This window comes from Sphingobium scionense, from assembly GCF_014197035.1.
Taxonomy (GTDB): Bacteria; Pseudomonadota; Alphaproteobacteria; order Sphingomonadales; family Sphingomonadaceae; genus Sphingobium; species Sphingobium scionense.
On sequence record NZ_JACIEU010000026.1, the window covers coordinates 1 to 17,694 of the forward strand.

The following is a 17,694-nucleotide window of genomic DNA, read 5'->3' on the forward strand; positions in this document are numbered from 1 at the left end:
GGGCTTCATCTTCGTTCCTTCGTCACTACGACGAAGCCCAGATCCTCCTTAAATCACAACCTCAAATCTGTGCCATTGGTGCTGACGGCGGACAGAACCGGCAGAAGAGGCACCACCACCATCGCCGCGCGCCGCCGACTGGTTCTGGCGCCCTTGGTACGCCAAGCTCTATCTGGCCTTGGCTGTGCTTTACTGGATCGGCCTCGAACTGATGATCACCCTCCCGTATGACCAATGGAACATTCCCTTGGCCAATACGATGGTCCTGCTGATCTTCGTGTTCAATCCGGTCACGGTGGTTGCGGTCCTGGGATATGGCTTCCTGAAGGCCAAGGTCGCGTGCGGGGAATGGGTGATTACGCCGGGACCGCCGTCGCAACGGCCGATCCTTGACCCTTACACCGATCCGTCCGATCCACGATCGGGGGAAATTCATCTTCGACACATCGGAGTGATCCAGGATTAACATCATGGATCCCGTCGCTCTTTGAAGTTTGAATCCCCGTCAGCCATCCCGTTATCGCGATCGAACATCAGTCGTCCCGAACTGAGGATCGACGACTGCTCCATGGATGTGATCGGACCGGTTACATCGACGGTACCGCGACCAGCATCTGCCTGATTCAAATACCGGTTACGCAGGCCGTTATTGCCAAGCACACGTTCGCCCAGTTCACGGGTAAAAACGTCCTCTGGACGACTAGAGCGAGCGGCTGATTTCTCGGCGGACGCGATTGCCTCCCGAACATCATAGTTCACGATGTCGATCGAAGAGCGGGCCGAGACCGCCGCAATTCCTCGATCCGAAATGTCGGCGCTCAACTTGCCCGTCAACGAGCCTGTAGCGCTACCTTTGGCGTCACCTTTTTCCTCGCCGCCTTTGCTGCCCGAGCCAATTCCGCGCGAAGTTGAAGCTGTTAGATCGCCAGAGATACTCTGGCTGTCGGCTGTGGAATGCTCAGCCGACCGCGACAACGACCGTTGCCATCCCGTCTGCGCGATGATCGCGGTGACGTCGCGTTCCAGCGTATCGGCTACCTGCGGCTTCAGCCGCCAGTTGCCGCGCCGGTCCATCTCGAACCCGCCACGCAGCCAGTTGGCCATGGCAGCCTGACCCTCCGGGCCACTGCCGAGGAAATGCTCGATCGTGTCGGGGCCCGCCTGTTTGCCGGCCTCGAAGCGGGTGCTGGTGTCATTGCGCGCGGACCGGCTGAACCCGGTGCTGCTGGAGACGAGCAGGTCGTTGTGCGCGAAGCTGAACCTGGCATGCCCGCCGCCGGCGATGGCGCCAAGCTGGCTCTCGTTGATAAGGCCACCGCGCCACATCTGCCCCGCGAGTTCGGGCGTCAGATTGAGGCTGAGATCCCCGTTCTGGTCCATGGCAATCTGGCGCTTCGACATCTCGACCCCATGCGCCCGCAGCAGCGCCTGGGTGCGGGTAAGACGCTCCCGCTCGACGATCCCGGTCAGGCGTTCGTTGCGCGCGCGATCGGCGATGCCTTCCGCGCCGCCCTCGGCCATGTCGACCTGGTTGCCGGCGGTACCGGCAAGCGCGCGGATGAAGGAATCGAGACGCGCGGCTTCTCGCACCGATACACCGGCCGCCGCCGCCCCTTCGGCAAAGCCCGCATTGTCCGCCTGCCGCCGCTGTTCGCCGATCTGCGCGTTATCGCGCACGCCCTCTGGCCCGATCTCGCGCTGGGCGTCGAGCTTGCCCGATCGCTCGGCGAAGTCGTAGCCCGCGGCTTCGCGCGTGCGCCCATAGACACTCGTGCCCTCGCGCGCCGCCTCGGCGCTCGCACCATCGGCGGTCCCGACCTGGACGGCGGCATTGTAGCTCTCCAGTCCGCGCAGCACCTGCGCTTCGCTCCGCCCGGTCGCGCGGGAAAGCTGGCTGATCGCCGTCGAACGCGCTTCTCCCGAGAGGGCATTGATGAAGCCAATGCGCCGACTGGTCTCGGTGACGGACAGCCCGAGCATGGCTGCTGCCTGGCGCTGGCCCTGGTTGCCGCCGGTGCGATGCGCCTGCTCGGTCGCGACATTGCCGCGCTCGATGGCGGCGACCCGGTTCCCCGCATAATCGCGTCGTCCCTCCATTGCGCCGACCTGCTTCTCAGCCGCGGTCAGGTCGTTGCGCAGCATCTGCTCCTGGTCGAAGGCGTTGGCGGTCAGCTTGGCGAAGGTCGGATCGGCCCCGGCCTGGGCGATCACGGTCGATGCCTTGAGCGCCGCGTCCTTCGCGTCATAGCCGCTGCGCTCAAAGTGCCGCTGCGCGCCCGACTGCATCATGTCGTAAGCGCGCTGGTCGCCGAACGCCTTCCACTGCACCATGTTCTGCGCGAAGGCGGCAAAGGCCCGTTCGCCCGACTGGCCTTCCCCGAAATACGTCGTGCCCAGCTTTCGCAAGGCATCGCCCTGGGCGAAGTTATGGATGGCCGATGTCGCGGCATTGGCGCGAACGGCGCGGGCCGTCGCCGGATCGCTGAGGTCCCGCCCGGCGAGAGCAGGGGAGAGACCACCCAGTTCGCGCGCGGCGTCGGTCCGGCCAAGCCCGAACGCGGCTGTCCCGCTTGCACCGCCACCCTGTTCGCCGAGCACGGTGCCGGAGGAGGCGAATGCCCGGTCGAGACCGAAACTGCTGCGCTCGCCGAAGTCGCCGAACCCGGAGGATGCCGACCGCCGTGCAGCCGTCCCGCTCGCCGACGCCTGCGCTTCAAGTGCGGAGGCGTAGCCCTCGCTGGTCCCGACCGTCGCCGCTGCCATGCTGCCCTGGCCCTGAACCCCGAGCATGCCTGAGGTGAAGGCGGTGAACATGTTGCCCGAGAAGCGGAACACCGTGAACACGAACGCGCCCGCCAGGCCAGCGGCAGCAGTGCGGAACGAGCCGAAGATGGCGAGCGCCTTCATCGCCGCCGAGGGCGCGAGAATCCAGCTGTCGGCGGCGACATTGGTCGCGCGCAGTTCGGCCAGAACATCCATCGCCCGTCCCAGGGTGAGCTGGTAGATGCCGGCATCGATCACGCCCCACAGCGCGACGAAGACGAAGAGGCCGAGCGCGAAGCTTGCGACCCTGAGGTTGATCGGCGTCAGGATGAACAGCAGCGCGATCGGCATCATCATCAGCATGATCGCGAAGACCGAGGCGCGGATGGTCGGCATCCACTCGTTGGCGGTCGAGAGCGTGGCAAGCCCGTTGGACTCGATCGCGCGGTTGGCCATCACCCGCGCGGTGGCCGCTGGCGAATCCTCGAACAGCACGTCGCCCACGGTCTGGCCGAGCAGGATGTTGGTGAGGAACTTCTGCCGGCTCATCGACTGGCCCAGCATCATCTCGCCCAGGCCGTCGATCTGCTGGCGGCAGCGATCGCGCTGGGCCGTCTGGGTCACATCGAAGCCGGTGCGCGCGCAGACCTGTTCGCTGTAGGCATCGAACAGCGTGGAATCCGACAGGCGCTCGGAGATGTGGCTCCACGCCGCCTCGCAGCTCACCGTCGTTCCCGCCTTGTCGCTCGCCGTGAACACCGTCGAGAAGGTCGCAGGGCCCGCCATTGCCGCGAAGGATGCGGGAAGATCGGTGGAGGTCCGGAAAAGCTGATCGTCGTCGACGCCGTAGGCCGGGGAGACGCGCGCCACCGGATAGCACTGGCGTACATAGTCCTTCACCGTCGCATCGAGGAAGGTGTCGACCATCGGGCTTCGCGGAGAGACCGCGTTCAGGAAAAGGTCGAACGCGTGACCACCCGCTCCGAACTCGAGCTTGGCGTTGGGATCGGTGGTGTTGTCGTCGATCGTCTCGGCAAGCGCCCGCTCCATCAGGTTGGTGACGCCGGCGACCAGTACGATGAGATTGGGGACATCGCCGACCGGCTGGTAGGCGTTGCGCACCCGGTCGTAGACATGGACCGTGCCGGTCGTGGCTATCATCCCGGCGAACAGGCCGATGCCGACCAGCATCTGGAAGCCGAAGGCGACGAGCCCCATGCCCGAGCCCCGGATGCTGGCGATCACCGCGCCGAAGGCGATGCCCGTCACCGCGATGATCACCACCAGCGTCTCGTAGCGCGGATCGCCGAAGATCATCGCGATCAGGTGAAAGGCATCGACCGTCTCGGAAAAGCCGTCCCAGGTGTAGTAACTGGAATCGATCGCCAGCGCGGGCGTCGCGACAAGCGAGCCGGCAAGGATGATCAGCAGGCGAAGAAAGGAGCGCATGGCGGGCCTCACCGGTTACGATTGGCGTTGGCGCCCGCGGCATCGCGGGCGTCGCGGTCACGCTGGCGCACGACACCGGCATAGCTGGCGGAGAGGTTCGCCTGGTTCATCGCGGCCATGTAGGACTGGCGCATCTGCGCGCGCTGGCGCAGCACCTCGTCACGCAGTTCGCGAAGCTGCTCGATGCCCTTGGTGAGGATGCGCGTCTGGCACACGTTCGTATTCGCCGAGTCCGCCGCGCCCGCCGTAGTGACGCCGCGCTCGGCGTTCTGGAGGGCGAAGTCGATCGAGCGGGTCAGGTCATTGAGCATCTGGTAGGCGAGGGTGAGCGCCACCAGTTCGTCGGTGTCGGCGATGACGCTGTCGGTAAGGCCCTGGCGAACACCCCATTCGAGCAGGCGATAGACCGGCAGGGTCCGCACGTTGGCGACAAACTGCTTCTCCTCGCTCGTCAGCGCCGAGCGGGTGCGGATCTTGGCGGCGACCGATTCCATCTTCTCGCGCGCCAGTACCAGCGCGCCGCGACCGGCGCCGTTCACCGAGCAATCCGCGGCGGTGGCGGGAACGTTGAGCGCACGGGTCGGTACACGCCCGGTCAGGAAATCGTCGGCGCTTTCGGTGTCCTGATGCGGGCAGGCGGGAATGGCCGAGAAGATCGGCGCCTTGTCGTTCGCATCCCAGCGCATGTAGACGTCGCCGACCCGGGCCCGCATGACGCCCGCCCAGTCCGAAGCGCCGACCCGGGCGGCGGCATGCGCGAGGAGCGAGCCGGTCTTGAAGATCTCGGTCACTTCCGCCGGGCAATTCTCGAGCGCGTCCTTCAGGTCTTCGGTCGGATTGCCCTTGTTCGCCTGGAGCTTCTCGCGGCTCTGCTGCCAGCTGTTGGCATAGCCCTCGCGGATCGACTTGTAGCCGGTCATCTCCTCGAGGATCCCCGACATGTTGTCGTCGCCCTTGGCGATCTGCACCATGCGGTTGGCGAGGCGGCAGTCGTTCACCTGGATCGAGTTCAGGTAATTGGTCGCTGCCTCCATCTTCGAGATGATATTCCCCATCTTCTCGTCGAGGGTTTCCAGGAGATACTGGAAGGCGACCGCCGGCGCCGCCTGGAGGATCGTCTCCAGCTTTTCGACGAGATATTCCGGATCGAGGAACGACATGCCGCCAAGGAACATGTCGATGCCGCCGCAGCCCGCCTTCACCTTGGGGAGCGTCAGGCTCATGAGATAGTCGTCATGGACATCGACCCGGCCCGACATCCCGCCCGCGGTCACATAGCCGCGGGTCTGGTCCTCGAAGCTTCCCGGCGAGGTGTAGGTGACATTGTCGAACCAGCTTTCTGCCCAGCTCTGCGCATGGGCGGGAACCGCGTGGCCGCACGATGCGACCACCAGGAAGAGCAGGAAGGCCGCAGCGCGACGGTTCAGACGGTGTGGATTACATTCCATGGCGGGCATCCCGGTGAAGTGGAAAGGTGACGCGGCCCCGCCATGATCAGCGTCCCTTCGGGTTGGAGGAGGCCGGCACCCTCACGCCGACGATCCCGGTGAATTTGGACATGGCGCGCACACCGACGGTGGTCCGCGCCCCGGTCAGCATCCGGGTCGCGAGCCAGGCATTGCGCGCGATGTTGGGTCCGTGGTCCGTACCGATCGCGATCGGGACCATGCGGTTCGAATCCGTGGCCGCGCGAACCCACGCGACCGGGTTGCCGACCCAGGGGAGCCCCAGGCGCCCCGAGCGCAGCATCGCCTCCTCGGCGCCGATGGTACGAACCTGCCAGCCATAGCGGCCGCGGAATGCGAGAAGCTTCGTCCAGAGATCGCCGCAGGGCAGGCATCCGGGCGCCGTGCTCATCTCGATCACATAGAGCGATGCCTGACCACGCAGCATGGTCTCGAAGTCGGGCGGAAAATCGCGCGTCACCGGCACGCGCGATAGCCACCGGCGCATGTCGGCGGCCGTCGATACCGGGTGAATGGCGGCCCGCCTGGCGATGTCTCTGTTCGCCGCCTGCTGCGCTGAAGCCGGCTTCGCCGCGCAAAGCCCTGCGGTGATCAGCAGGGCGTATCCGAGGCGAACTCTCCCCAAGCAGTTCATGGCCGCGGCTCCCGTGCATCGACGAGATCGCCGCCGATCACGCGCGGATCGGTCGAGGAGACCGGACCGTTGGCGAGCGCATCGAAGAAGCCGTCTTCCTCGCCCGCAGCGGTCAGCCACTGCTCGGGGCGGATATCGCCGCTGAGCAGCCGGACCGCCTGGTAGGCCATCTGCGCGATGTTGGGGTATGTCTCGACGCCGGCGGCGATGACCATGCGCTGGGCGCTGTTCCGGCGGATGACCATGGTCGTCGGTGTCACCTCCACCCCGAAACGCTGCCCGAGCTCAGGCTTGCGGTCGAGATCCATGAGGCTGACCTGCCAGCCCATCTCGTCCTGGAAACGCTGGACGATCGGCCACTGCACGCGGCAGTAGCCGCAGGACGCGCGCGCGAACATGACGAGCGCGAATTCTCCCGCCTTGGCGCGCAGATACTGCCGGCGCAGTTGGTCCTTCTGCGCGCCGAGCACATCGCGCGCCTCGCCGACCATCGGGTTCGCCGCCCTCGCATTGAGCTCGGGATGTGTGAGCATGGCGAGCTGGGTGACCCCTGCGAAAGCGCGGGCCTTGCGCCGTGCGAAATCCTGCAGCCGCCAGAAATCCGATACGGCCTCGACGGTAAGCACGGTCGCGGCATAGTCGCGCTGCTGTTCTATCAGCGTGCGGATCTTCGGCGGCGTCCAGGTCGCCAGTTCCGCCATTGGCGGGATCACCGGTTTTACCAGCGCGTCCGGATCGGGCTTCTCCTCCTTGGCCTTCTCGACCTTGGGCGGCGCCTGATACCACCAGTAGCCGCGGCTGCCACTTTGCGGGCCGGTACGCCCGGCCGCCTGCGCCAGCGCTGCCTGGGTGGGCAGAAAAAGGGCCGCGGCGAGGGCAAGCCGCCGCCTCACAGCAGCTTCTCCATCCGCGTCAGACGATCGATCGCGACCGGCCCGTAATAGCGGCTGTCATATCCATCGGGATGTTTCGAGCCGACGAAGATCATGCCATCGGGAATGTGCGTGACGCCCGGGCGCCAGTGCGTCAGCGCCTTGCCGCCGCGGCCGACCGGCTTGCTGACGCCCATCAGGCGACCGTGGCAATAGTACCAGCCATTGCCGGGCTGGCCCAGGCGAACGGTCTTCTCGATCATGACGATCGGCTCGCCCGGCATGCAAAGCGCATATTTGGTGACATTTACCGGTCTGGGACCCGCCACCGGGTCTGACAACATGAACGATACGAGATCGCCGCGCCCGATCGGGCCGGGCGCGCGATGCACCACCCAGGCATCGATCGACGGGGTCATCACCAGCGTCATGTGCGGCATCGCCCACCAGGCGAAGAGACCGATCGGGAGGACGATACCGTAGGCTTTGAACAGCTGCTCGGGCCGCGCCGGCTGGCCAAGGCCACTGGCGCCGAGCGCCACGGCGGCGCGCAGCGGCAGATCCATGGCCTCGCGCCAGAGCCGCTTACCGGCGCGCCAGGCGAGCGAGAGCATCCCGCACCTCCTCTCCGCCGCCGAGGCGGCCATATTCCTCGAGCAGCCCGTCAAGCGCCGCGTCGCCGAACACGAGATGCGGCGCGCGCGGGGCCGCTTCGTCGCGCTCGCAATAGGGCTGGGTGGGATCGCCGGGGACCATCGCCAGTGCCGGCACCCGGGTGACGCCATGCTGGCGGAAGACCAGCGGATCGACGATCAGCTGCACGTTACGCATCGCGCAGCCGGGCCCTTCGCAGCCCGGATCGATGCGCAGGATCGCCGCCGACAATTTCGCCATCGGCGCGACCTTCCGCATCCCGCCTGGCATTCCCCGAAACGCCATGACGCCGCCGGCACGCTCAAGTTGGCCCGCATAAGTCCGCAGCGTCGCGACCGGCATGGTGGACGACACGAACAGCACCGGCACCCAGCGCGTCTCACCACCAGCGGAGACCACGCCGGCCAGAGCCGCGGCTTCGGGCTGCTCGAGTCCCAGCGCCTGCGCGACCCGGCGACCGGCCGTTTCCCGCTCGGCGGCGAGCGCTTCGCGCGCGGCCGCGACGTCTCCTTCCGCGCGTTTGACCATGGCGGGATCCGTCTTGCGGCGGCGAAGCCCTTCGAAAGCGCGCCGCTGCGTGGCGGTGTCCGGCTTCGTCGGCAGAACGGGCGAGGGGATGGTGCGGTCCTTCGCCTTGCCGGCTGCGCGCTTTACGCGCTCCATCGCGTCCGCGCCATGGTCCTCGATCCGTGTGCGGGCGTTTTTGTGCTGTGCCTGTTCAGTCGCAACCGGCGGCTCGTTAGCCTCTGCGACGGTCGCCAAACAGGTGGACCCGACCAAGTAGACAGGGCAAGCCACGAGGAGGGCGCGCCTAGTTGCTGATCGTCTGCAAATAGGCATCGATCTTGTCCTTCATGTCGATCTGGATTTCGCTCTGGGCGCGCGCTTCGATCTCCTCGTAATATTCCGAGAGATCCATCCTGCTGAAATCGAGCGCCTGGAATTCTTCCGCGGTGAACCCGCGGCAGTAAGGCTTCTTCGCCGTGCCCCAGCCCTTCTCGGCGAAGCTCTTGAGCTGGGGCCGTCCCTGTTCCTGGATGATGCGGCCAAGCTTGGTGTTGAAGCAGCAGTGGCCTTTCGCCTTCTGCACGCAGATGCCGAGGATCTTCGAGGAGCAATAGCTGCCCACCTCGTGGCACATTCCCGAGCCGCGCAGCATGCCTACTTCCATGTCCTCCTGGTCGCAGCCCTGCAGCAGCACCTCGATCATGAAATTGACGGCAAGGCTGATCGCGATCGAGGTGGGATCGAGGCCGACGATGATCGCATTGGCGCCCGCGCTTGCCGCCTGGCTCGCGGTCGCCCCCGCCTTGAAGGCGGTGTAAGCCGCTTTAAGCCCCGTGAAGACGCCCTTGGCGACGGCGATCTTGGTCGAGATCGACGAGATCGAACCGCCCATGCCGTCCTTGACGATCTTCCCCTTGTCCTTGCAGCAGTTCTGGAACGTGGTGCTGAGACCTGCGGGGCGACAGCGCGCGGCGCGGCCCGAAAAGATCTCGATCGTACCCAGGCAATTGCCGTCCGCATCGACGCCGCCGTCGGCCTCGACCCCGGGATCGTCGAGCGCCGCGTCCTCGACGACAGGATTGGCGCTGGTGTCGATGCAGGTGTTGGCCGAGCAGGCGGCCGCGCCGCCGCTCGCGGGAACCTCGCATGCGTATTGATCGCCGAGCGGGCAGTGGAGCGCGCCTGCCGTGTCCGCCTCGCACGTCGTCTGGCCGATCGGGCACATCCATCCACCCGAAGCGGTCAGATGGCAGGCGGCCGTTTCGCCTTCGTCGGCCGCATCGCCGTTGCCGTCGAGATCAACGGCGCAAAGCTGCTGCGCGGCCGCGCCTGCGGGAAACACCAGCACGCCGGTCATAAGCAGCATGGCCGCTGCAAGGTGGGACCGCACGGCACTCATCGCACGCTGCTCGTGCAGACCATGTCCGCCCCGCCAAGGCGCACCGTCTGCATCATCACCGCCGCCTCGGGAAAATCATCGAGACAGCCGCAGCCCTCGACGAGCTCCTCGCCGTCCCCGGCCGGGCAAACGTTGCTGTCCTGGCAGGTGCGGTAGTAATAGTCCCAACCTGTCGGATCGGTCTGCTTCGATCCGGTTACGCCATCGGGGGCGACTGCCGTGTTCCCTTCCGCCTTGCGGGTCTTGCAGATCGGCTCGCAGGCGCTGACGCTGCCGCGATCGGGCATGGAGAAACTGCGGGTGGTGAGGCTGTAGCTGCCGTCGGTATTCGCCACCCGGTCGGCTAGCAGGGTCTCGGTCGAGTGGTCGATGATATAGGCGCCGCGCGAGAGATCGGGCTCGGCCGATGTTCCCAGATCGACGGTGCACCGGTAGGTTCGCTCGCGCAGGAAGAAATCGCGAGCGACCTGCGCGGTGCAGGCGCCGGTCCCGAACACCCGCGTCTGCGGCAGCGGGGATAGGCCGGTGTTGACGCCGCTGCGAAACGTCGTAACCCCGTCGACCACTTCATCCTGCAGCCGGCAGGCATCGTTTGCCCCATAGCCGGAACAGGTGTCGACGAGCTGCTCGCTCGTCTTGCATCCGGTATCGACGCTGGCATCGATCGCGGCATAGGCTTCGCCGCCTTCGGCCACCGCAACGCGCAGCCAGATGTCATGATCGCCTTGTGTCATCCGCGAGGTCAGATCGAGCGCGGGGTTCAGGTAGAAAGCGCCCTTCTTCTCGCATTTGCCCGGCGGCAATCCGGTCCCGGTCCAGCTCTGCGGCCCGGAACCCAGCAGTTCGCCGTCGATGCGGATCTGCGCCCAGTCATCCGCGCCGAAGCGGGTGAGGAGGACCTGGCGCAGGCGGTCGCTGTCCTTGACCCGCAGTGTCATGTGGAAATCGAAGATCGAGCAGGATCCGCCCGAGAGGCTGTTGTCGGACGGCGAGCCCATGAGGAAGGTGACGTTCTGGGAGCCCGTGACAGAGGTCGCATAGCCACCCGCGACCCGGTCGATGATCTTCTCGATGGTGATTTCTTCCTGGGTGATCTGCCGGGTGATGGTGCAGCTACGGCTGACTTCGGACGTGCCGGTGCCGGTCGAGGAGGCGGCGAGTGCCTGGAATACGCTGCTGGCCTGCGCGGCGGCGGAGGCGTCGCTCGAGATGGCGCCCGGATTGCTCTTGTACGCGGTGGCGCCGACATCGGACTGCGCTGTGCACGAGGTCGTCTGGGCGCCGGTGTAACGGATGACCGGCCCCTCGATCGACGCTTGCGAAACGGCGATGCGCGCGTCCGACGTGGTGAGCGCGCCGACGACGCCGCCGCCGAGGTCCTTCAGCACCGAGGCGATGTTGCCCCACACCAGGTTATTGCCGCAGCTGTTGTTGACGCAGTAACAGCCGGCAAGCTCGGTCAGATCGACCTCGCTGAGCTTGAGCGCTCCCGAAGTCGCGGTATCCCAGCGGAAGAACCGGCAGGCATCCCACGTCCCCGGGGTGCAGGAGATGATCCCGTTCGCGCAGATGCCCGAGGTCACGACGGGTACCGTCAGCGCCTCGTCGAAGCTGCCGTCGAGATCGCTGTCCCGCGAAATGCTGAGCGTCCCGATATCGCCGGTGGTATTCGGCTGCGCGAGCAGTTCCAGATAAGTCGCGGTTTTCTGGCAGGCGAGATCGGGAGTGAACGCTTTGGAGGAGTCCACCGTGGTGATGCTCCGGCCCGCCAACCCCGGCGTCACGTAGTTATCGAGCAGCGCATCGCTCTCAGCGCTTTTGGCGCGCGCGGCGGCGGCCGCGGCGCGGGCGCGGTCCTCCGGCGTCTGCGCGTGCAGCGGCGCGCAAAGCCCGAGTACCGTGACAAGGAGCAGGGCGCGCGCCTTCATGGCTGGATCTCGCCTGGAACCACGCCGCGCGAGCCGCGACGCAAACGAAACAGCAGGACGCCGCCGTCGCTGACCGGCCTCTCGGCCCTGAACACGGCCTGCCCCTCGAAGACGGTCAGCGTGGCCGCGACGACAGACGGCGAGGAGGGGAGCACCGCCTGTCCATCGTCTGTGTTGAAGGCCACGCCGACCGTCCGACCGACACCGCAGGGGGGAAACGGTGCCGGTCTGACCGCGATGGAAACGCTCGGGCTGAGGGGCTGACGGGCAGGCCACCGGCTGATCCCGGGCGTTTTCACGCGGTTGTCGGAAGGCGACCTGCTCACGGCGTCGATACTCCCGCGCAGCAGATCGTCTTTTCAAAGAGCATGAACTGGGCGTTGTCCTTGCCTGGCGCGTGCTTCGCGCTGGTCCAGAGCGCACCGGGCCGGCCGACATTGACGCAGCTGCCGCCCTTGACCGGCTCCATCAACTGGAACTTGTAGCGGCTCTTGGTCCACACCGGTTGGGGGATGAAGGAGCAGCCGTCGGCCGAACTGATTGTGAGCGCGCCGAGCCTCCCCATCATGAAGAGGCCGCGCGCGGCAAGTCCCGCCCAGGCCTCGACGCTGTCCCCGAAATGAATGTCGCCCGCAACCGGATAGGTTGCGCCCCACGAGCCCATGCACCAGAACAGCGGATCGACGACCTTGCCCGCGGCTGCCGCAGCGCTGTCGGCCATGCAGGCAAGTCCCGCGGCCGGATTGCCGAACAGGATCGCCTCGGGCTGGATGATCGCGCCGAGCGTTGCCGATTGCCAGGTTGGCAGGACTTCGGTGATGAGGGCGACGTCGAAGCCGTCGTCCTCGATGCACGGCAGGTCGGTGAACATGTCGAGCATCTTCCAGACCGGCGAGATGTAGTAGTGCATCTGCGCGAACATCTTGCGCGTGTTGGTGCCGTCGGCGAGGCTGCTCTGGCTCCCCTGCAGCTTGCCGCCCGTCGGCATGATGTCCGCGCCGAGCGCCATCATGCAGCCCGGTTCGGTCACCACATCGACCATCCTGTTCGGCGACCAGAAGCTGACTTTCACCCCGAACCAGAAGGTCACGCCCTTGCGACAGGCGCAGAGCGGCTTGGAGGCCGACTGGGCGTCGAGCGCCTTGCCGAGCGGTTCACTGGGGCCGACCTTCACGCCGCCGATGGTGATCGGGAAGATGCAGTTCCAGCGCACCTTGGTGATCGGGTTGAACGCCGTGCCCGCTTCGCATTTGGACGCATGGGCGGGAGCCGCGACCGCCAGTGCGGCAAAGCCGCAACCCAGCGCGAGCAATCTGCGAAGCGACAATAGTTTCATCGCACTGCGCTCCGGTCGGTTTTGCGCCTGTCGACTTCGGTAAGCACGAGCTTCTGGCCGTCCTGCGCGACGATCACCGGCGCGACGGTCAGGCCGAGCCGCGCCTTGACGCGTTCTTCGAGTAGGAACAGCGCGCGGCCGTGCCGTTCGCCCAGGGTGATCACATCGGCATCACCGGGGCCTCCTGCTGCAAGCAGGATGAAATCGGCCGGTCTTGCGGTGCGTAGCGCCCAGTCAAGCTCGCGCGGATGCACGACGATCAGCCGCTGGGGCAGCGACACGTAGGCGAGCGGGTTGAAGCTGTAGCCCTTGGCATAGAGCAGCTTGCCCTCTGGCAGGCGGATATCCTGGTCGAGCGTATAGAAAGGGACCACCGTGCGGGTCCGATCCGCGTGGGCAATTCCGAGCGACGCCGCCTTCATCGCCGACCAGCGCTCGCGCGGGCCGAAGGCCCTCGTCATTTCGGGAACGCGCGCCGCCTGGCCCTCGATCTCGCGCAGCGCGTCGGGTTCTGCGATCGGCCAGGTCCGACCGATGGTGCTGGTCTCCGCAAGGGCCGCTGTCGAGGTCGCGAAGGGAAGGGTCAGCGTCGCCAGCGCGTACACGACTTGGTTGGGGCAATGTGTAGACCTAGCGACCATGACGACGTCTCCATCCAGGCTGGCCGCCATCGCGATCCTCGCCGATCGCCGCGCTGATCAGCGCTGCAGTCGCAATGATCGCGGTAATGACGACGAGCAGGCGGAACCGATCGGGCACGGCGGGCAGCTGCCAAGCGATGCAGGACTGCACCAGCAGCAGGCCCTGGCTGCCGAGCACCAGACGGATAGGCCCCGGGGCCGGTGTCGAGGAGAAGATACCGTTCACCGCTGCCTCCACTGCCGCACCTGCGCCTTGAGGCGCTCGCCTATCTCGTGCCAGGGGACGAGGGTGAGACCGGAACTCGCTGCGCCAAGACCGGCGGTTACGCCGATCGCGACGGCGCTTTGGAACGGAGCATCGAGGGTTCCGGAGAGGGCAAAGGCCAGAAGCGAAGCGTTCGCGATGCTAACACCCAGAAGATTGATGTAGCTCAGCCGCGCATAGCGCCGTTCCGCTGCGATCACCGTCACGATAGCGTTTGCCACCGCTTCCATGCCGATCACCTGGTTCTCCAGGCTTCGCGCACAGGCGAGAAGGTCGCGAAGATCGTGGGCCGGATCGCCCTTCGCGCTCATCGTGCCCTCCACGGCCGCAGGTGCGACACCAGCTTGCCGCAGGCGCCGGAAAGACCGATCAGCAGCATGCCGCTCGCAAAGCAGGCGGCCGCGACGATGATCCCGGCGCGCAGCGCGGGCAGGACCGGCTGGTGAAGCGCGAGGCCGGCGATCGTGACCAGCGCGCCCATCATGAAGGTTTCGATGGCGACCAGCCGCAATCGCCAGCGGATAGCTGCTGCTTCTGCTCGCTGGGCCACGCGCGCTTCGATGGCGGCCTGCACGGCCGGGTCCTGCTCCCAGTCGAGCAGCAGCTGGTCGGGATGCGGGGAGGGCGCGCGTGTCATGCCGAGGCCCCATCCGATTGGCCATCCCAACAGCGCTCCCGGCCGCCGGCATCACCCAGGATTTGTACAGGATCGACGCCGGCCAGTTCGCACACCGCTTCCAGCGGGCTGCGCCCGGCACGCAGCAGAGCCTCGAAGGCGGCGACCTCGCCTGGCGCCGAGGTGTTGATCCAGTAGCTGAAGGGATCGACGACCAGCCGCGCGATCCCCAGGCCAAGCGGCGAATCTATGAACACTTCGGAATAGTTCGGCTTGGCGTTGCGCACCGATTTGAGGAGGTCGAGGACGAAGCCCGAATAGTCGAGGATCTTGTTGTCGACTGCCTTGTCGTAAGTCGAGCCCTGCAGCAGGAATTTCGTCGCCGCATTCTCGAGGATCACCTGGCCGGTGCCGCCGAAGAGCGTCAGATCGTTCATGCTCTGAAGGACGATCCCGAAGCTGCCCTGGTATTTGCGCGCCCGGCGATAGCCCTGGCCGAAGGCTTCGGCGAGACGCGAGAGATCCTGCCCGTCGCTACGCGTCATGAACTGGGCGGCCTCGTCGCACAGCACGAAGCGGGGACGGCCGCGGTCGGAGAGATAGAGCTCCTGGGTGACGGCATTGACCACCACCATGACGATGACATTGAAGAGGTCCGGCAGCGCTTTGAGCCGTTCGAGCTCGAGCACGACGAATTCGTCGCTGCGGATATCGAAGGTCGAAGGCCCGTTGAAGAAATGGCCGTAAGCGCCCCCGGACCCGAAATCGCGCAGGTTGAAGGCGAGCTCGCGCGCGACGGGCACGAGATGCTCGACGCGGTCGAGGTCCGAGACGGCGTTCTCGGGATAGCGGCCGAGCCACTCGCGCACCGCATCGATGCCGTCCTCGCCGCGCCCGCCATCGACTGTCCACTGGACAGCGGACTTGAGGAGATTCCACTGCGAGGTGGTAACGGGCTTGCGGGTGGCGGCGTTGGCCATTTCCGCGACGATCGCGACCGCCATGGCGATCGCCGACTGCTTGTCCTCGCCGTCGAGCGCGAGCCCCATGTCGAAGGGGTTGAGGACGAGCCGTTCCTCGCCGATGTCGATGTAGCGGCCCGAGCACAGCGTGCAGAGCTTGCGATAGCTGCCGCCGATATCGATGATCCGGATCAGCGCGCCTTGCGCGTAATATTGCTGGCACAAGTTGTTGAGCAGGAAGCTCTTGCCCGCGCCGGACTCGGCCGAGACGATGAAGTTGTAGTTGTTGATCCTGGGATCGAAGAGGTCGAGGGTGATAAGCTGACCCTTGCGGCCCACGTACAGCAGCGCCGGGCGCCCGCCCCCGCGAAAATCGGTCTGCACCGGCGCCATCAGCGTCGCCGCCTTGACCGGCATCCGGAAATCGCGCTCGAGCAGCTTCATCGTGCGCTTTTCGGGATAGAGGCCGAAGGGCAGGCTGGCGGCGAGCAGCACCGGCAGCAGATAGCTCTCCTCCTGGACCATGAAGGGTAGCGGTTCGGACTCCCACAGTCGCTTGGCGCGCGCGGCCATGTCGCGCGCGTGCGCACTGTCGCGGCCCAGCACCCACATCGTCGGGATCACCGCAACGAACCGGCTGTTCGAGGCCTCGTCGAGGATCCAGCCGATCTCCTCGATCTGCTTGCCGACCTCGACCGCGAAGCTGCCCGCTGCCTTCTGCGCGGAGAGGATCTGCGCGCGCTTGTGAATCTCGAACTGCGAATGGTCGAACAGCACCGAGAGACAGGAGAGGAATGGCCCGCCGATCTGGTCGCTGTCTTCGGCGCTCCCGCGCATGCCGCCCATCAGCCGGTTGGCGCGCTCGGCGGTGATGCGCCGCGCCGGCGCCTTGGGCGTCAGGCAACGTGCGACCTGGTTGCCGAGGAAAACTTCCGGCCCCTCGAAAAAGAGGTCGGGCCCCGCCTCGATGATCTGGCGGGCCACCGAGGGTGCGGGCATGCCGCCGACCCCATCCTGTAGGAAAACGCCGGGCGCAGACGCGAACACGCCGTTGAATATCCGCCGGTAGAAGCTGACAAGCTCCGATGGCGGCAGACGGCGGATGCCCATCTTCGCCAGTTGCTCCTCGACCTGCCGACGAAGGTCGGCGCCCAGCTTCACCCGTGTCTTCACCGCGAGGAACAGGCGAAAGTCGCGCACCGGGATACCGTGCAGGGAGGCGAGCCCGCGGGTTCCGGCGCGCAGATAGTCTGCGGTCCGCCGCGCCGAGGCCTGCACCAGCGGATCGGGCCGGACCTTGAGGTCGAGATAGGCGTCGAGCGCGGGGTCTATCAGCGGATCGGCGAAGGTGATGAGTTGCAGCACCGTCCCTTCGGGGAAATGGATGTTGAGCAGTCCGAGCAGCGCCTGCTGGACATGGGCGAACATGTAGGCGGCGGGAACGAGCTCCCAGGCCTGGCCCCAGCCATCGTCGATGCACAGGAACGCCTCTTCCTCCTCGACCCAGGCCAGCATCGGCAGGAAGTCGGAATAGGCATCGCGCGTCACCGTCGCGCGCAGGCGCTGGTAGCTGAGGCCGCCCCGTGTATTTCGCGCGCTCATGGCCGGCTCTCCGGTTCGAGGGCGTCGCGGCGTGCACTGGTGGCCAGCTCAGCGGTTCCTGCAGGATCGCTCTCGCGCGTGGTGCGCAACACCGACGGCGCGGGAACCCGGCCGCCGGGTTCGACCAGATAGTCGCCGACGACCCATATGGCCTTGTCGACGATCGAATAGATGTAGCGCGGCATATAGAGGCGACCCGGCCGCTGCTTGTCCGCATAGGGAAGGATCAGCGTGCGCACCGTTCGCGATGGCCGCAGCATCGGCGAGGAAGGGCTCTCGACCACTGCGCCGATGTTGGTGACAGCGGGTTCGGCAAGGGCAGGGGTCTTTGCATCGCGGCGCTTGGGCTCTGCTGCCCCTGACGCTTTTCCCGTCTGGAGCAGCTTGCGGTCGTTGGTAACGGCCGGATCGGACTTGGAAGATCGTCCGGCCAGCGCGTCGGCATAGGCCTGATCGGGATGGATGCACTGGCCATGGTCGCTGTTCTTGCAGGAGAACTTCTCGCTGTAGGGCGACATCACCGAACCGACCGCAGCGCAGCTCGACAGGGACAGACCGATGAGGGGGAGAGCCAGCAATGCGGGACGTAGCGTGGTCATG

The 17,694-nt window shown here is 66.2% G+C and carries 18 protein-coding genes; 2 read left to right on the top strand and 16 right to left on the bottom strand.

Going from position 1 to position 17,694, the window contains the following annotated elements; genetic code table 11:
- Both GGQ90_RS29415 and GGQ90_RS22715 read left to right on the top strand, forming a co-directional pair.
- Positions 1-212, top strand: a 212-nt coding sequence (locus GGQ90_RS29415; protein WP_246428388.1) for a hypothetical protein, incomplete at its 5' end; no start/stop codon positions are given.
- A complete protein-coding gene (locus tag GGQ90_RS22715) occupies positions 212-466 on the top strand; it encodes a hypothetical protein (RefSeq protein WP_246428389.1) in 255 nt (84 codons plus the stop codon). The genes GGQ90_RS29415 and GGQ90_RS22715, both read left to right, overlap by 1 nt.
- 2 nt (positions 467-468) lie before the next feature.
- Here GGQ90_RS22715 and GGQ90_RS22720 read toward each other — a convergent pair whose 3' ends face one another.
- The 16 genes from GGQ90_RS22720 to GGQ90_RS22795 all read right to left on the bottom strand — a co-directional run bounded on the left by GGQ90_RS22720 (position 469) and on the right by GGQ90_RS22795 (position 17,693).
- Positions 469-4,212: a conjugal transfer protein TraG N-terminal domain-containing protein gene (locus tag GGQ90_RS22720; RefSeq protein WP_159365833.1), complete on the bottom strand. Its 3,744-nt coding sequence runs from the start codon at positions 4,210-4,212 to the stop codon at positions 469-471.
- An 8-nt stretch (positions 4,213-4,220) separates the two neighbouring features.
- Entirely contained in the window at positions 4,221-5,660 is a 1,440-nt protein-coding gene (locus tag GGQ90_RS22725; RefSeq protein WP_159365834.1) for a conjugal transfer protein TraH, read from the bottom strand.
- 46 nt (positions 5,661-5,706) lie between these two features.
- On the bottom strand, positions 5,707-6,312 hold the full coding sequence (locus GGQ90_RS22730; RefSeq protein ID WP_188084070.1) for a hypothetical protein: 606 nt from the start codon (positions 6,310-6,312) through the stop codon (positions 5,707-5,709).
- Positions 6,309-7,205 (bottom strand): conjugal transfer protein TraF, encoded by an 897-nt coding sequence (locus tag GGQ90_RS22735; RefSeq protein ID WP_159365836.1) that lies wholly within the window; start codon positions 7,203-7,205, stop codon positions 6,309-6,311. The genes GGQ90_RS22730 and GGQ90_RS22735 overlap by 4 nt, the downstream gene beginning before the upstream one ends.
- Complete coding sequence (locus GGQ90_RS22740) at positions 7,202-7,798, bottom strand: S26 family signal peptidase (protein WP_188084071.1); 597 nt, start codon at positions 7,796-7,798, stop codon at positions 7,202-7,204. The genes GGQ90_RS22735 and GGQ90_RS22740 overlap by 4 nt, the downstream gene beginning before the upstream one ends.
- Complete coding sequence (locus tag GGQ90_RS22745; RefSeq protein ID WP_246428390.1) at positions 7,770-8,600, bottom strand: type-F conjugative transfer system pilin assembly protein TrbC; 831 nt, start codon at positions 8,598-8,600, stop codon at positions 7,770-7,772. Before GGQ90_RS22745 ends, GGQ90_RS22740 begins: the two co-directional genes overlap by 29 nt.
- A 49-nt stretch (positions 8,601-8,649) precedes the next feature.
- Positions 8,650-9,711, bottom strand: a complete 1,062-nt coding sequence (gene traN, locus GGQ90_RS22750; protein WP_380766425.1) for a conjugal transfer protein TraN — start codon at positions 9,709-9,711, stop codon at positions 8,650-8,652.
- A gap of 29 nt (positions 9,712-9,740) precedes the next feature.
- On the bottom strand, positions 9,741-11,672 hold the full coding sequence (locus GGQ90_RS22755; protein ID WP_159365839.1) for a hypothetical protein: 1,932 nt from the start codon (positions 11,670-11,672) through the stop codon (positions 9,741-9,743).
- Entirely contained in the window at positions 11,669-11,857 is a 189-nt protein-coding gene (locus tag GGQ90_RS29420; RefSeq protein ID WP_234893134.1) for a hypothetical protein, read from the bottom strand. The genes GGQ90_RS22755 and GGQ90_RS29420 overlap by 4 nt, the downstream gene beginning before the upstream one ends.
- Before the next feature lie 137 nt (positions 11,858-11,994).
- Positions 11,995-13,008 carry a TraU family protein gene (locus GGQ90_RS22765; RefSeq protein ID WP_159365840.1) on the bottom strand — a complete coding sequence of 338 codons (1,014 nt, stop codon included), beginning with the start codon at positions 13,006-13,008 and terminating at the stop codon, positions 11,995-11,997.
- Positions 13,005-13,613, bottom strand: a complete 609-nt coding sequence (locus GGQ90_RS22770; protein ID WP_159367926.1) for a conjugal transfer protein TraW — start codon at positions 13,611-13,613, stop codon at positions 13,005-13,007. Before GGQ90_RS22770 ends, GGQ90_RS22765 begins: the two co-directional genes overlap by 4 nt.
- A gap of 25 nt (positions 13,614-13,638) precedes the next feature.
- A complete protein-coding gene (locus GGQ90_RS22775) occupies positions 13,639-13,875 on the bottom strand; it encodes a hypothetical protein (RefSeq protein WP_159365841.1) in 237 nt (78 codons plus the stop codon).
- Positions 13,872-14,225 carry a hypothetical protein gene (locus GGQ90_RS22780; RefSeq protein ID WP_159365842.1) on the bottom strand — a complete coding sequence of 118 codons (354 nt, stop codon included), beginning with the start codon at positions 14,223-14,225 and terminating at the stop codon, positions 13,872-13,874. Before GGQ90_RS22780 ends, GGQ90_RS22775 begins: the two co-directional genes overlap by 4 nt.
- Positions 14,222-14,551 carry a hypothetical protein gene (locus GGQ90_RS22785; protein WP_159365843.1) on the bottom strand — a complete coding sequence of 110 codons (330 nt, stop codon included), beginning with the start codon at positions 14,549-14,551 and terminating at the stop codon, positions 14,222-14,224. The genes GGQ90_RS22780 and GGQ90_RS22785 overlap by 4 nt, the downstream gene beginning before the upstream one ends.
- Positions 14,548-17,094, bottom strand: a complete 2,547-nt coding sequence (locus GGQ90_RS22790; RefSeq protein ID WP_159365844.1) for a TraC family protein — start codon at positions 17,092-17,094, stop codon at positions 14,548-14,550. The genes GGQ90_RS22785 and GGQ90_RS22790 overlap by 4 nt, the downstream gene beginning before the upstream one ends.
- Positions 17,091-17,693 (bottom strand): TraV family lipoprotein, encoded by a 603-nt coding sequence (locus tag GGQ90_RS22795; protein WP_188084073.1) that lies wholly within the window; start codon positions 17,691-17,693, stop codon positions 17,091-17,093. Before GGQ90_RS22795 ends, GGQ90_RS22790 begins: the two co-directional genes overlap by 4 nt.
- Position 17,694 lies beyond the last annotated feature (1 nt).